The following is a 14,717-nucleotide window of genomic DNA, read 5'->3' as shown; positions in this document are numbered from 1 at the left end:
TCCCTTGGTTACCAATGACAAATCGTTTTTTATTACATTAATACCAGAAAAATCTCAAATGTCCATTTTTTTCTGGTGTAAAATTAAAAGATTAACCAGCTAGCAGAAAAAGGCTGTCAGGGGCCTGTTATATTGAAAAACATGTTAACCAAGTTAATCGCCAGGCTGGATGTCACATTCTTTCTTTTCAAATGGCAAGAGACTTTGTTGATCAGTTTATTGAGCAACGCCCCTCTTCCGAGCTTATGAAAACCTTGAGAGATTTTATCAAACCTGTCCGAATGGCAAATGCTGCCAGAGAAGAAAATGAGCAGCTCAGAAGTTCCCTGTTGCGCGTTTGCATGGATATCGCCTCCAGTTCAGTCACCAAGTATCCTTACGACTTTGACGAACGTTTTAATTCTGATGAAAAGATATGTTTTTTCGGAATACTGGAATCCCTTTCAGGGTGCGAAGGGCCATGTGCCTCCCCACAGGCCTGAATTCAGAGGATTTCGGCTGGAATAAGATGCTCTTGCGTGCCGACCTGCCACAACATATTGGTCAGGAAGGAGATACCCTGACTTCCTGGTACGCAGTTGCATTCAGGACAGACTGTGTAACTCCTCCCATATATCTGGACTAAAAATAATCAAACCATGTCAAACTTTAATTTTTACACCAAACTCATTGCTCCGGTTATGCAATCCCTTTGTATAGAGGTAATGGTTCTTGGAATGTTTGTCATTGGTTTTTCATACATTCATGCCGCACTGGTGAAACGGCGGATATTCAGGCAGGCTTTTTTATGGCGACAGATCCTTCTGCTTATATCAGTGATGTTAGTGTGCATGTATTGTATTATCTCCTATAACTGTGAATCTGTATTACATGTTTCAGAAAACACGGAGGGTATAGTAATTCCGATAAAGTCTTTTTTTATCATTATGCCAATTATAGATATAATTCTTGTCGGAATAATCGGGGGAATGTTCGGGTGCTTAGTTTTGGATAATGCTTTAGTAGAGAGAGATACCTACCAGAGTACAAAAGAAGAATTGTCTATTCTGTTACTGTTGTCTTCATGGTACCATACTATTTGTATATTATGGTGGTTGATGTGGATCGGGTCAGAAGCATTTGACGTATATAATGTTTGGCTTCATTTTTATATAGTTGTTATTTATTATATCTCGTATAAAGCATGGCAGCGAATTATACATTCTAATATCTATATAGAAAATAAAGAAAAATATGAATGGTACGGCGCTGCATGGTATGGATTAATGGCTACATTTGTTTATTGCATCAGAATGTCTTATTATTTTGATTCAGTGCTTCCATTGTTTAAGGTGCTGGATGGTTAACACTTTACGCATGCGCAGCGGCTGGCAAGGTCAGTTGCAGAGTAAAGTGGACCCATCATCACTAACACCGTGAAAGATCATAAGGCAACCTAACCCACCGATATCTCTCCTTACTGAGCCAACAGTGTTTGCTCGCCGTCTAAATAAAAAAACCGGGTCGTGCAAAGACACGTACCCGGCAAAAAAACTGAAAACGCTAACTTCTTCTAACAAACTTCTGTCATAGACAAACTTGAATAACCAAAGCCTTTATGTTGGGATTGCAGTTTTTAAAATCTACATGCTTCAGGGTAAAGAAACACAATTTATTGCAACACAGGTATGGAATTTATCTCCGATAGATTCCATACCTGATAATAAAAGTCAATAGTTTTTATTTAGATTTGTTACGCTTCCATAAGCGCATTATCATAGTAAGCGAAAGCCTTGTAACTTTCTTTAAGGTCTATTTTCAGCGATTCGAGTTCTGATTTCGTCAACATTCGGGGCTTTTTTGATATGCCCCGCTTCCCCTTGCGTGAGCTTGTCGATACCAAAACCAATTTCGGTTTTCCACCATTCATTTAGCTCCTCCCCGTGTTTGTCATATATCGCCCTAAGCATACTGTCTTTTATATTAAGCGAGGCGGCTCCTGGGTGTCCTGTCAGAGCGATTGCTTGTATTACTGTGCCGCCATTATTTTCAATGAAGCCTCTTAAAGAAGCCAATGTACCACCAGTCGCTAACGTATCATCAGTAATAATATATCGTTGTCCCTCAATAACATCGCCTGTAAAGATTGGATACTGTGACAAACGATAAAAAGCATTTTTGTCTGTCCTCATCGGCATATTAGCCATGAGAATATCTTCACACAATTCAAACCCTAATCTGGTTCCTGCATAATAAGCTAGTGCGGCAGGTATTTTATTTACGCCAAATTCTTCCTTAGCCTGTACAGGTATAACAAGAGGTTTTTGCAAGCCTATTATATTTTTCAGCTCTTCCAGTTTGTCGTTACCAACAATATCATTTACTAAGCGTATTGCCGAATACGCATCACTTTCTTTTTTCGCTTTACTATAGCATTCATGCCGTTTTGCTGTGCCAAGAAATGAAAATATAAAAACTGGTGGAAAATCATTCCACGGTACGCGAGTTTCAGTAAGTCTCAAAGTTTGCCGATATTCATCCAAGTATAGTATGCTGCTAAACTTAGGCACGTTATAAATAGCGTAATGAGCTGTTTATACGAGTTGAATCAATTGATAATAATTCAAGAACGATAAAATAAACATTACTTACTATTTATTGTATAAAAATGCTTGCAAAAAAATCAACATATTTCGAAAAACGATTTGAAAAGTACCCTCTTTGATATCACACTCCGTTTTTTTCTGGCACCCAAGCTCCAGCTTGGGTGTTCTTATTCCTGAAGCTCTGTTTCTTGTATGAAGCAAAGCTTCACGGTTTCTGTGCCCAAGCAAAGCTTAGGCACCAGTAAAAGAGGCTATTCGAGAGAGATAGAAAAATCTATATTAGAAAAATGATGTGAGATCAACTGCCCGTTTAAGGGGCGGAATTGTAGGGGTGTGCCCGACAGGAAAGGGCGGACACTTCCAGTGATAAGGTAGTGTCTTAATAACCCTCTTCATAGGGTAGATGTTCAAACATTCATCAATTCCCTGGCCCCCAAACTCCGGCTTGGGGGCTCTTATTCCTGAAGCTCTTCATTATTCCCGGCAGCTCATATCGTCGCCCTTTTTCAGGAAATGCATATCTGCAACAGCGACCTGGAAGACAGGATAGGGCCAATGCTCAAACGCCTGCATTTGGGCTGGAACCGGACAGCTTGATGTTTTGTAGAGTCCTTCTTTGCCCAGGGGTGTAATTGCCAGGTGGTAGCGCAGGTCTCTGGAAAAGGGATTATGCACGTTCAGAAACATGCCTGCGCCTGCCTTTTCATCATCACTCTGGGTGAACTTGAAAACCAGTGTTTTCTCTGGGTGGATATTTTCCGGCACATGCTTGAAGTCCTGCGGGGCATCCTTGCCTTCGGTGGCCTCAATAAAGAGTTCTTCTCCGGGAAAGATCAGGATAAAGGCTGGTTGGACAGCAGGGGGATCAAGTTCGGAACTATGCTCAAAGTAGGTGCCGTCTTCCAGCTTGAGTTTAAAGCTGTGGTTCTTTCTGCACGGGGCTGTTTGGCAGTATTCTTCAAGGGTTTTGGGCGGGTCGTCGGATGCGTTGGCGGTGATGCAGGAAAAGGTGATGAGGAGGCTGGCGCATATTGCGAGGATTCTTTTCTTTGAGGTTTTCATCCTGAAGTTCCTTCCTAATATTTTTTCTAGCTCCCAAGCTCCAGCTTGGGTGCTCTTATTCCTGAAGCTCTGCTTTTTTGAAGCGAAGCTTCACGGTGCCTGTGCCCAAGCAAAGCTTAGGCACCAGTAAACAGCGCTTGCCCAATCACACAGAAGCCCATGGTCGAAAAATGGGAATCATAGGTGAATGCTTCATTGATTCCGAGCAGATTCATGACAGCGAAAGATACGCAGTCGGTGAAGCTGAATTGCTGATCGTTATATTTCTGAAAAATCTTCCATGCAGCATCAATATGCTCTTCATTGACTTTGACCATCTCAACCATGCGGCTATTTAAAATGTTATTTCCCCAGTCGCAGGCGACATGATGGCCTATTTTATAATGGAGCCATGTTGTTGTTTCGTCAAATATGTAGTCGGTGATGACAAGCCTTGCTCCCCTTTTTCGAATTGAAGCGTACACATCTTTGGCTACGTTATGATAACGGTCATTCTTGTCCGCAAGGGCAATCCACGCTCCTGTGTCAGCGAATACTTTCATTTACTCTAATCCGTAAATATCTCTGTCGTGCTGAACAGAACCGTCATTTGTGCTGCTTGCGCATATTCCGACGATATCCGCTGCGGAATCACCGTTCCAGTCGTTTGAGGAAGTTATCTTTTTTTTGGCAGAGTTGATCAGCCGTTCAACGGATTTCAGCAGCACTTCCTGTTCGACATTCTGGAGATAGGATTTCGGGATTGTCAGGAGCAGATTGCCTGACAGGTCAAAGCTGAGATTGCAATTTTCTTTTATAATCATCATGGCTCCCGCAGGTTGAGACAGCTATTTTTTCAGAAGACTTTTGTTTCAGTTTAGCAGGGTCGCCGGAATTCTGCAAAGCGCAATTATCTACTCCCCACCCTCCTCATGCTCCTCATGCTCCTCTTTTTTCAAGGTGGGCAGCATCCAAAACGTCTCCAGCCGGTCTCCCTATATATTACCAGCCTTATATTCCTTGTAACGTCTCTTTTCTGGCACCCAAGCTCCAGCTTGGGTGCTCTTATTCCTGAAGCTCTGCTTTTTTGAAGCGAAGCTTCACGGTGCCTGTACCTAAGCAAAGCTTGGGCACCAGCAAAATTTTCATTTTCACGTATTGAAGCCAAATAAATTTTAGTTCTTAATGCAACGGACGCTGTAACCAGCTGCACGACGGTAGCTGTTTATATAGGCACCAGAACTGATAAAATCGTCGCCAAGTAATAAATTTTTTGCAAAAGAGTTATCTACCGTACTTGTCCAATAATAACCATAACTACCTTGCGAATCAATAGAACCACTGGAGTAATTTCGATAGCCAGCAAGTACAAGTTTCAGTGGTGATGCGAAAGCTCCGGCAGGATCTTTAGAACTCCATGAATTAATCTCTGTTTGAAATTCAGCGGATGTTGGGAGCCGAAAACCATCGGGACATGGATTATTTATCTCATTCATACTTTGCCACAAATTATCGTTTTTTGTACTTCTCCAATCGTAAGGATCGGATGGTGCTTTGATAAAATTACTATGACCAGGTATATCCCCCATACTAAGATTTGTAGTTACCCCACTTGTCAATTTTTCATGTCCGTCTGCAAGTCTTCCCCACTGGTATAGATCACCATATGCTTCATCATCAATCAAATTTTTAGCCACCCTGCTTGCACCAAGATTTCTATCCATCCAAACTCTTCCTGTTAATGATGTTACTGTAGGCACCTCGTTTTGTGCATTTATAGGAATTACAAAGAAGGAATTAAGCGGAATTACCACAACTTTTTCTGAGGCTAATACAATTGAACTAACCAACAGTAATAACGTCGAATTTCCTATTAATAACAACCAGTATGTTTTTTTTTGCTTCCACACAACCCCTCCCCCCTTTCATTAAATTCATGTTGTTGTATTTTAACATTTTTCAAGCTAACGTGTTGGATAGGTGGAGCGCATAGCGGGTAACCTATTAAACTCGTTGGAGGAACTCGACAGTTCCCGATAGGATATTAAACGGACATATATGAAAAATAAAATCGTCATTCTGACTGAAAAAAAAAATTAACCATACTGAATCTAAAAAGTAAAGAGAAAACAACACTTGACAGGATGAAATGTACCTATCCCGGTATCACAACCAAAAATCAAACCGCACAACTATACGAGTTACAGGTCGGGAGCACGGGTTTCGTTACCGGGCACGCATTCCCCACGCACCCGGCAACAAATCACCCCCTGCTCCCCCAGGAGCAGGCCCACTCACTCCTCTTCATCCTCCTTCCTCCTCCCCTTCTTCCGCTCACTGGCCCTTGTCCCGCCGACCATATCGTATTCCGAGGAGTCGTCCCCGAAAATCCCCTTTACCGTTGACCGGGACCGGACAATATAATCACTCACATCCTCGGCCAGGTCCCCTTTCTCGTTCACCAGGCGAGTTTTGTCGGCGTTCACGGCGTCTATCTCACCGACCTTGGCCTCCAGTGCGCTGATTTTTGTTGCCATCACGTCGGCGGAAATAGCATCCGGCAGCCCGTCTCCTATTTTCTCCAACGCCTCTTTGACCTGATGAGCCTCTTTGAGCAATTTGGGCACACTTCCAGTTAACATCATGACCTCCTTTTGTTCTGCGCACTGGCCCGAGGAAACTATCAGGCCGTGCTTTTTTAATCAGTCATCCTGCTTTTTCAAACAGGCCCTCTCCGTGCAAAGAAAGGACCGTTACTTTTTAAAAATCATGAAGCGTGAGAAAAGAAAGGAGAGCTGCGTTCTTTAAAAGTATTGCTCCATTCTTTACTCTGACATCTCCGTAGTAAAAAAGGAGTGGCGCGAGGAAAGAAAGGACGACTACATTCTTAAAATGCACCGCTCCATTCTTTCCTCTGACACCTCTGTAGTAAAAAAGGAGTGGTGCGAGGAAAGAAAGGACGACTACATTCTTAAAATGCACCTCTCCATTCTTTCCTCTGACATCTCCGTAGTAAAAAAGGAGTGGCGCGAGGAAAGAAAGGACGACTACATTCTTAAAATGCACCGCTCCATTCTTTCCTCTGACACCTCCATAGTAAAAAAGGAGTGGCGCGAGGAAAGAAAGGACCTCTCCATTCTTTCCACTGACGCTTCCAGAGAAAGATAGGGGCAATGCGAGGAAAGAATGTGGCACCCCTTTTTTTAAAAGAACCTCTCCTTAATTTGTTTGCTCTGCTTTGCAGAAAGAACCTTTTTCTCATACCATAGAAATATCCTTTGCGCAATCGAATAGATATACCCATTTTTTCAGGGCTGCTTTCACCTCTTCAGGACGCACTCCCCCACCAGAAGGGCATTACAGGTCACTGCCCATAACACTCTGACCTGCCCAATCCACACAGCGTAACGCTTCCCCATCTGTTGTACAACTTATCGTCCCTTGCTCCCTGGTCAGAACATAAGGGATGCCCCGCTTTGCCCAGGCCGTAAGATTCACCGAAGCAGGATAATATTTTTTCGCATGTTCCCCATTACCTGCTGAAACAATAATCAAGCCAGGACCAACAGCATCAAGAAAGTCAGCACTGCTGGATGAGCTGCTCCCGTGATGAGGAGCCAGTAATACATCCGCCCTCATATTGATCCTCTTCTCAAGCAATACCCTTTCCTTGTCCCTGCTCATATCTCCAGGAAAGAGAAAGGCCCGTTGTCCGTGCTGGTAGCGAAGAACCAGCGAGCCATCGTTCACATTTCCTTTTCCTCGTTGTCCTTGTTCAGCCGCCCCGCTAAGAATAGTCAGGGATGCATTTTCCTCCTTTATCATCTCGTACCCGTTCCCAGGAACAACAATCTCTATTCCCTGCTGTACAGCCTGTTCAAGAATGTCCTGATATTTCCCTTCCACCCGAGGGTCATTGTTGATAAAAAGCTGTTTCGGACGAAAACGGGCCAGGATGAAATCCATGCCATTAAAATGATCACTATGGGGATGGGTGATCACAGCCTGATCTAAACGCCAAACCCGCTGCTTCCAGAGATACGGTGCTATGATCTGTTCGCCAATATTACGCCTGCTTTGTCGATTGCCGCCCCCGTCTATTAATATCCTGGAACCGTTTGCCGTATGAAGAAACGTGGATGTCCCCTGGCCCACATCCAGATAACACACCCTACTCTGGTTTGATGTTTGAGCAAAGAAAAGTCCCCAGGTAAAATGAAGGCCAAGCAGGCCTGCACCAAGTAACACAGAACCTTGTGCAACCCAACGTAACCTCTCCATCTTCAAGGTTGCCAGCCAGAGCAGCAGCAAGCCCCCGTAACAGACCAATTCAGCTCCTGATGGCGTGATAGTCCAAACCGAGGCCCAGGGCAGGTCATTCCCAAGCCCTACCAACCAATGCCCGGCCTGAATGCCCAGGCTTCCAATCCAAAGAAAAACACTTGCCAGCTCAGGGGCAATATAGAGACAGGGAATGGCAGCCAGTCCCCAGGGAAGTGCCCAAAAACAGAGCACAGGCTCCACCAACAGATTCATCACCGGGCCAATCACAGAAAAACGATGAAAATGGAGGACCAGGAAAGGCAGGGTTCCCAGGGTTGCAACCAGAGAAATCAGCAAGGCAGGTCGAAGAAACCTTTGCCAGAGGTAAACCAGCCTATCCAGTATCCCTGTAGTCCCCTTGTTTTCATCATCGTCCAGGGAAGCGGGAAAGACATGAGGGAAAAAGAGCATCAGGCTTGCCACCGCACCAAAGGAAAGTTGAAACGAGGCCGTAAACAGGGCTAAGGGCTGTTGAACAAGAATGATCAGGGCAGCCGCTGCCAGGAGATGCAACAGAGAATGCTGTCTGCGTAAGACAAAGGCCATATACAGGACAAAGGTCATGATCAAGGCCCGAAACACCGGAGTATTCATGCCGGCAATAAAGCTGTACCCCAATAAGACGGGAAGGGTCATCAGCAGGGTCAGGGTGGGCACATGGGTGCGAAGCAAGAGCTGCTCAGAGCGTTTAAGGATCTGACTGATAAGAGCACCAACCATCAGGGCCAGTAACCCCATATGGAGACCAGAAATCGCCAGGAGGTGCATGGTGCCTGTGGCCTTGAACTGCTCCTGGATTTCCTGGGGCACCCCGGCTCTACTGCCAATAAGAAGGGCCTGATAGGTTCCGGCCAGCGAACAGGGGAGAGTATCCCGGATAAACCGGCTCACCTGTTGTCGGACCTGCTCCGGGAAAAAACCAAGAGATCTCCCCCTTGCCAGCAAACCTTCTGGCAAGGGTTCCCGTAAAACAGTGACTGTGTCTCCAGGCAGCCAGCCAGTGATAAAAATATCTTGAGCAGCAAGATAGCCTTGGTAATCAAAAATACCCGGGGTTTTGAAATTTCCCACAGGCCCTGCCTTAGCCAGAACCATCAGGCGCATACCCGGCTGCAGCTCATCCTTCCTGGCCTGCATGGAAAGACGAACCCGACCATGCACGGGCTGCCAACGTGCCTCTTTCTCGTGGAAAAGGATATCCTCTGCCTCAATCTCAAAGCGGGAAAGGATGTGTTCCTGCCCATCCTGCTGAATAACTCTTTCCTCAATCATTGTTGCCAAGGTACCGACCAGTGTCACCTTTTGCCGCTCCTTGAGCAATGAGGCAATATGGCCCGATGCTTGGGGTTCCTGAAGACGATGGAGCAGGATCAGGTGACCAAGGAGAAAGAAAATTATAAGGAGAAAGGGAAAAGAAAGAGGAGAGGTGCTTTTTCTGGATAAATAGCAAAGAAAGACCATGCCTGTCAGCAGAATAACCACAGCTCGTGCAAGGGCTTCAGGAAAAATAACAAACTGAGAATGGGCGTTAATGATGCCCCCAAGAAAGGACAGGGTGATGAGGATAAAAATATTCTGGTCAGCCCGGCGCAGAAGCAGAGCAAAGAGTGTCTTCAGAGGAGGAGTCTCTGCGCCGCCATTACTTGCCATCATTTGCCACTACCCGGCATGATCAAGTACATCGTTTATAACCTGAACATGGCGCTGAACTCCGCCGCGATGATGTTCCACCAGGGTATGTGCTGCCTGCCCCATAAGGATACGCTTTTCCTTATCCCCCAGAAGCAGAGCAAGGGTTGCAGGAAGCGAATTTCCCCCCACCTTCTTGCCGCCCCTGCAATCCACCAATTCCCGGGCAATTTCGGAAAAATCTTCCATATGGGGGCCAAACAACACCGGTACTCCATGAATGGCCGGTTCAATGGGATTATGCCCCCCTTGCGGAACAAGGCTGCCGCCAACAAAGGCAAGATCTGCCTGGCCGTACCAACCAGCCAGTTCCCCCAGAGTATCCAGAATCAACACCCTGCCCTTAGCCCTGCCCTTAGCCCTGTTCTTAGGCGAGTTCCCCGCAGCACGACTCCGCAGTTCCGGGGCCAGGCCAAAACTGGCTGCCAGCTCAACAAGCTCCTGGCCTCGGTTAATGTCACGCGGGGCCAAAACGAGAAAAAGCTGTTCCTGCTGGGCAAGAAGCTGGGCAAAAGCAGAAAAAAGAATCTTTTCCTCACCAGGATGGGTTGAGCCACAAACCCAGACCAATGCTTCCCTGGCCAAGCCAGGAAGCTCTGTGTGTTGTTCTGTGTATTGTTTGCCAGGCCGCTCCATATCATATTTCAGATTTCCTAAGGTAATGACTCGCTCCCCTGGGACACCAAGCAGGGCCATTTTACGGCAATCCTCTTCTGTCTGCATGGAAAGAAGAGCAAACGAGCAAAACATGGGCCGAAAAAAGAAGGCAAAACGTTGATAGGCAGCAAAAGATCTCTCAGAAATACGACCATTGACCAGCATGGCGGGAATGGCATTCTTCCTTAATAACGAAAGCCAGTTGGGCCAGAAATCCGTTTCCACCTGAATAAAAATATCCGGTTGAAAAGCTGTAATATATCGCTGGACTGCAAAACGGAGATCAAAGGGGCTGGACAGGATCAGTTCCACAGAAGAGCTGAGCAGATGTTCTGCTGTTTTCCTGCCACTGGAAGTCCCAACGGTCAGAATAATCACAGCCTCTGCCCTGTCAGCTCGCAAGCCCTTAATCAATGGCACAGCTGAGGTGACCTCGCCAACAGAAAGGGCGTGGACCCAGATAACAGGCCCCTTTGTGTTGTTTACCTGGATTTGTTTGCTTTTCAGACCCAGTCGTTCCAGAGTACGCCCCTGGTATTTTTTCCGGCTGAGGATAATCAGCAGAAGCAAGGGAAAAAACAATATCCCTATGCTAATGTATATAAAATTATAAATCGCAAGGATCATAGGCAACCTGTGTCTGATATGAAACAGCCCGGCAAGACAGTTTTTTACATCATGTTAATGCCGTCAAAAAAAAGAGTCAACTCCCCAGAGAGTATCACAATTATTACTCCAGATCATACAATGCAAAAAAAGCAACATGTTTCTTCTCTTTTGCAAACAGGACGTTATTAACACCTTGTTATTTTTCATCTCCAATAATAATACTTTCCTGTGGCACAAATCTTCATTGTATGATATTCAAGGTCTACTTTTAGCATGCCTCCTGAAAAACAATATACTTACTTACTCTTCATAAACATTGAATAAAATGCCTGTTTAAAAACCAATGCCGCACACCTATATCCAATCCACAATTATTCGCAGGTTGGCCCCGTTCAAAGTGGATGGGCTTGCAATCTCCTATGCTGAATTTGTGCCCAGGCTGTACAACCTGTGCATGACCCTGGGATTCCGCAAGGATAAAATCATGCCCTCCAGGGCCTTCTGCTCTGACGAAAATCAAGGCTGGCCTATTATCCTGCTGACCAAACATTTTGGCACCTTTCCTTTTAACCACGGCAGGGTGGGCGGTATTGTCGCTACTGACCGCCACGGTCCCCATGCCCATCATGGTGAGGATTCGGTCATTGTCCAGGCAAGCCATGTGGGCTATGACCCTGTGACCGGAACCTATGGCACCTTTATCCGCCCCAGAATGGACGGAACCTGTGTCTCTGCTTCCTGCGGTAAGATAACCCATGTTATCAGCCCCTATCTTGAACAGTATGAGTTTGCCAAAGAACGTATTTTTCTTCACTGCGATGAACAGGGACGCCATCTGATCACAGTCAAGAATTCCTTTATTGACTTTGATTCCCATCCAGTCAAGGACGGTTTGGTTGTTCGCTTAGAACGGATTGTTGCGCCAAATGAGAACGGGAATATTCATCCCATCAGCGCAGTCAGCACCAGCCAGACCTACGAGGTTTCAGAAAGTTTTCGGAAGCGGATTGATGAAACCGGCTATATTTGGCAAAGTGGTGCCGGAGAAAGTATCGGCGATTACCTGACCGAAGACCTGTTTTATTTCCGGGAAGACTTCCATGAAACCGATGAATCTATCCTGCTGGAGCGCAACCTGATTGAGTTCATGCCCATTATTGTGACCTCAAAGAATCCACCATTGCGGGCTGCCAAGATCAATATCCAGCTGGAGTTTGCCCGCACTGTGGAATCCATTCGCCGGGGCACTGAGTACAAGGGGAAAAATCTTCTCTATATTGCTGGCTTGAATATAGACATTTCCGAGTACAAAGACTATCCTGCCACCACTTATTTCGTCCCCTGGGCAGCGCATATCCAACTGAAAGACGGCACCCCGGAGGAATACATTCATCCGGTGGAACAGGAACGCCTTTGTGCCTTGATTGCTGAGCAGAAGAGCGTTAACCCTGATCAGGCTGACCTGAAAGAGCAGATCGGGCAGATGCTGGAAGCACCACGGTTTGACATTAAATCACCCAATACCAATTAATATATAACGCCCTTGCCACCCACCGTTAAAACGGTGGGCTATTATACATGAAATTTACTTGGGTGCCCCAATGGGGCACCCGGCTTTCATATAAAAATAATCAACGGAGAACGTAGATGACCACTCTGTTTGTATCAATGTTCATCCTGCTGGCAGGCGGAACAGCCGCTCTTTTTCTTTCCCGCCAGTTCATTCATATGCAGCGTATTGCTGCAGGAACAACCGCATTAAGCTGTGCAATTGGTTTATGTTATGCCCTGAGCCATCTGTTTGGAGACTCTGCTCCTCCAACAATCAGCTGGACCTGGCTGCATATTTTTAACCTTTCTTTTGTAGCAGACAGCGTATCTCTGTTTTTTTTGATTCCGGTTTTCCTGATTCCACCCCTGGTGCTGATATATAGCCTCCATTATCTCAAGGAAGGCCAAAATAATCTCAGTGCAGCTCTGAATTACTTTTTCACGGCCCTGTTAGTGGCCTCCATGGTCCTGGTAGTAACAGCTGCCAACATGATCACCTTTGCCCTGGCCTGGGAGATCATGTCCCTTGCCTCCTTTTTCCTGGTTGTTTCTGATTATCAGGATGAAGAGAAACGAAAAGCTGGCTACCTGTATCTGATTTTTGTCCAGGGCGGAGCCATGTTTCTTTTTGCAGCCTTTGCCTTGATCTACAAGTACACGGGCAGCTTTGACTTTTCTGCTGTCGCCACCCTGCCCGCCAATGCGAAACTTCCTGTTTTTCTTCTTGCTCTGGTTGCCTTTGGGTCCAAGGCAGGCTTGTTCCCGCTCCATATCTGGATGCCAGGCAGTTATTCTGCGGCTCCTGGTCATCTTCCTGCCCTGATGTCCGGGGTAATGGCCAAGATGGGCATTTATGGTATCCTGCGTATCTATCTCCTGCTGGACGAGCCATCACTCATGTTTGGCAATGTGGTGCTGATCTGCGGTGTGATCACTGGTATTGGCGGGGTTGTCTACGCCTTAGTCCGCCAGAACATCAAACAGCTCCTGGCCTACAGCTCTGTGGAAAATATTGGCATTATCCTTATCGGATTAGGGATTGGCATGATCGGTGTAGGTGAAGGCAACCAGGCAATGGCCTTTTTCGGCTTTGCCGGAGCATTGCTCCATGTCCTGAACCACTCTCTGTTCAAGTCCCTGCTTTTTATGGGAGCAAGTGCAGTTGAACAGCAGACCGGTACGAAGAGTATTGAAAATCTGGGCGGATTACTGAAAAAGATGCCCATCACCGGAAAGTCCTTTCTGGTGGGTTCAGCAGCTATTTCCGGGCTGCCTCCTTTTGCTGGTTTTGTCAGCGAATTTCTTATCTATTACGGAGCATTCCAGGGAACGAACACCCATCGCCTTTCCTTTATTCTGGCTGTTCTGGCTATTATATCCCTGGCAGTCATTGGCGGGTTAGCCACAGCCGTCTTTACCAAGGTCTTTGGCCTTGCCTTTCTTGGAGCAGCCCGGACCAATAAAGTGGACCAAGCCCGGGAAGTACGTCCTTCCATGAAATGGGTCATGATCCTGCTGGCTGGTACCTGTCTTTGTATTGGTCTGATACCAGCTCCTTTTATCCGACTGGCCTTTGCCGGAATCCAGGACATCAGCTTTCTTGCCGGGTACGATTCCCAGTCTTTTCTCGCCATTGTCAACCAGCTCTCCCAGGCCACCATGCTCTTTGCCTGCCTGGTTCTGCTTCTTGTCCTGGTACGCAAGATCCTGTATACGGATAAAAAAATTCATCAAGCAGGCACATGGGGCTGTGGCTTTACCCGGCCCACTGTGCGCATTCAGTACACCGGAGCATCCTATGCCGATGAAATGGTCGGGTTTTTCAACTGGATCGTCCCTGTCACCCGTCTTTACTCTGGTATTACCCGTATCTTTCCGCTCAGAGCGACCTGGCATATGCAATCCAATGATGTGGCTCTGGTTAATTATGAACGGATACTGGTCAGGCCACTGTATAATCTGGTGTATAAATTACGCTGGATTCAACACGGCAATATTCAACTCTATATCGCCTATATTATTGCGGCGATTATTGTCCTGCTGGTCTTTTTTCTCTGATACAAAGATTCCGTAGGGGCACGGCGCGCCGTGCCCCTACCTCCCACATAAACAACGCAGACTTCATGTCCGCGCAGGTAACCGTTCAGACCCCTCTCATTTTTTTTACGCAGCAAGAGGCAGAGGAGGCACATCCAGCCCCTGGCGCCGAGCCGTGATAACCTCAGCGAGATATTTCCACGGACAGGCGTTGCGCTTCCTACA

12 protein-coding genes are annotated in these 14,717 nt (G+C 46.4%); 4 read left to right on the top strand and 8 right to left on the bottom strand.

Annotated features, from left to right (window positions below; translation table 11 throughout):
- Window positions 1-245: 245 nt before the first annotated feature.
- Window positions 246-482 (top strand): hypothetical protein, encoded by a 237-nt coding sequence (locus L2082_RS14360; RefSeq protein ID WP_446011892.1) that lies wholly within the window; start codon window positions 246-248, stop codon window positions 480-482.
- 1,302 nt (window positions 483-1,784) lie between these two features.
- On the opposite strand, the gene L2082_RS14355 is transcribed toward L2082_RS14360, so the two are convergent.
- From L2082_RS14355 to L2082_RS14330, 6 genes are all read right to left on the bottom strand, one after another.
- Window positions 1,785-2,522 carry a phosphoribosyltransferase gene (locus L2082_RS14355; RefSeq protein WP_446010815.1) on the bottom strand — a complete coding sequence of 246 codons (738 nt, stop codon included), beginning with the start codon at window positions 2,520-2,522 and terminating at the stop codon, window positions 1,785-1,787.
- A gap of 537 nt (window positions 2,523-3,059) precedes the next feature.
- Entirely contained in the window at window positions 3,060-3,647 is a 588-nt protein-coding gene (locus L2082_RS14350) for a hypothetical protein (RefSeq protein WP_446010814.1), read from the bottom strand.
- A 116-nt stretch (window positions 3,648-3,763) separates the two neighbouring features.
- Window positions 3,764-4,189, bottom strand: coding sequence for a type II toxin-antitoxin system VapC family toxin (locus L2082_RS14345; RefSeq protein ID WP_446010813.1), 426 nt, complete (start codon window positions 4,187-4,189; stop codon window positions 3,764-3,766).
- Window positions 4,190-4,453 (bottom strand): hypothetical protein, encoded by a 264-nt coding sequence (locus L2082_RS14340; RefSeq protein ID WP_446010812.1) that lies wholly within the window; start codon window positions 4,451-4,453, stop codon window positions 4,190-4,192. It abuts the gene before it with no gap.
- A 348-nt stretch (window positions 4,454-4,801) separates the two neighbouring features.
- On the bottom strand, window positions 4,802-5,536 hold the full coding sequence (locus L2082_RS14335; protein WP_446010811.1) for a hypothetical protein: 735 nt from the start codon (window positions 5,534-5,536) through the stop codon (window positions 4,802-4,804).
- A 384-nt stretch (window positions 5,537-5,920) separates the two neighbouring features.
- Window positions 5,921-6,271 (bottom strand): hypothetical protein, encoded by a 351-nt coding sequence (locus L2082_RS14330; RefSeq protein WP_446011891.1) that lies wholly within the window; start codon window positions 6,269-6,271, stop codon window positions 5,921-5,923.
- Between the two features lie 247 nt (window positions 6,272-6,518).
- Between L2082_RS14330 and L2082_RS14325 the strand changes: the two genes are divergently transcribed.
- Window positions 6,519-6,794 (top strand): hypothetical protein, encoded by a 276-nt coding sequence (locus tag L2082_RS14325; RefSeq protein WP_446009034.1) that lies wholly within the window; start codon window positions 6,519-6,521, stop codon window positions 6,792-6,794.
- 189 nt (window positions 6,795-6,983) lie between these two features.
- Here L2082_RS14325 and L2082_RS14320 read toward each other — a convergent pair whose 3' ends face one another.
- Together L2082_RS14320 and L2082_RS14315 are read right to left on the bottom strand one after the other, a co-directional pair.
- Window positions 6,984-9,602, bottom strand: a complete 2,619-nt coding sequence (locus L2082_RS14320; protein ID WP_446011890.1) for a DNA internalization-related competence protein ComEC/Rec2 — start codon at window positions 9,600-9,602, stop codon at window positions 6,984-6,986.
- Between the two features lie 6 nt (window positions 9,603-9,608).
- A complete protein-coding gene (locus tag L2082_RS14315; protein WP_446009036.1) occupies window positions 9,609-10,922 on the bottom strand; it encodes a 3-deoxy-D-manno-octulosonic acid transferase in 1,314 nt (437 codons plus the stop codon).
- A 325-nt stretch (window positions 10,923-11,247) separates the two neighbouring features.
- On the opposite strand from L2082_RS14315, the gene L2082_RS14310 reads away from it, so the two are divergent.
- A complete protein-coding gene (locus L2082_RS14310; protein ID WP_446009037.1) occupies window positions 11,248-12,435 on the top strand; it encodes a hypothetical protein in 1,188 nt (395 codons plus the stop codon).
- Between the two features lie 116 nt (window positions 12,436-12,551).
- Window positions 12,552-14,513, top strand: coding sequence for a proton-conducting transporter transmembrane domain-containing protein (locus tag L2082_RS14305; protein WP_446011889.1), 1,962 nt, complete (start codon window positions 12,552-12,554; stop codon window positions 14,511-14,513).
- Window positions 14,514-14,717 lie beyond the last annotated feature (204 nt).

Source organism: Candidatus Electrothrix sp. (assembly GCF_052785085.1).
The sequence above is the reverse complement of the archived record's forward strand: the minus strand, read 5'-3'. Positions and strand labels throughout refer to the sequence as shown.

Coding starts and splice junctions, on each gene's coding strand:
- L2082_RS14330 (WP_446011891.1), bottom strand. CDS start 6,271: ATGATGTTAACTGGAAGTGTGCCCAAATTGCTCAAAGAGGCTCATCAG.
- L2082_RS14350 (WP_446010814.1), bottom strand. CDS start 3,647: ATGAAAACCTCAAAGAAAAGAATCCTCGCAATATGCGCCAGCCTCCTC.
- L2082_RS14315 (WP_446009036.1), bottom strand. CDS start 10,922: ATGATCCTTGCGATTTATAATTTTATATACATTAGCATAGGGATATTG.
- L2082_RS14305 (WP_446011889.1), top strand. CDS start 12,552: ATGACCACTCTGTTTGTATCAATGTTCATCCTGCTGGCAGGCGGAACA.
- L2082_RS14360 (WP_446011892.1), top strand. CDS start 246: ATGAAAACCTTGAGAGATTTTATCAAACCTGTCCGAATGGCAAATGCT.
- L2082_RS14325 (WP_446009034.1), top strand. CDS start 6,519: ATGCACCGCTCCATTCTTTCCTCTGACACCTCTGTAGTAAAAAAGGAG.
- L2082_RS14320 (WP_446011890.1), bottom strand. CDS start 9,602: ATGATGGCAAGTAATGGCGGCGCAGAGACTCCTCCTCTGAAGACACTC.
- L2082_RS14340 (WP_446010812.1), bottom strand. CDS start 4,453: ATGATGATTATAAAAGAAAATTGCAATCTCAGCTTTGACCTGTCAGGC.
- L2082_RS14345 (WP_446010813.1), bottom strand. CDS start 4,189: ATGAAAGTATTCGCTGACACAGGAGCGTGGATTGCCCTTGCGGACAAG.
- L2082_RS14310 (WP_446009037.1), top strand. CDS start 11,248: ATGCCGCACACCTATATCCAATCCACAATTATTCGCAGGTTGGCCCCG.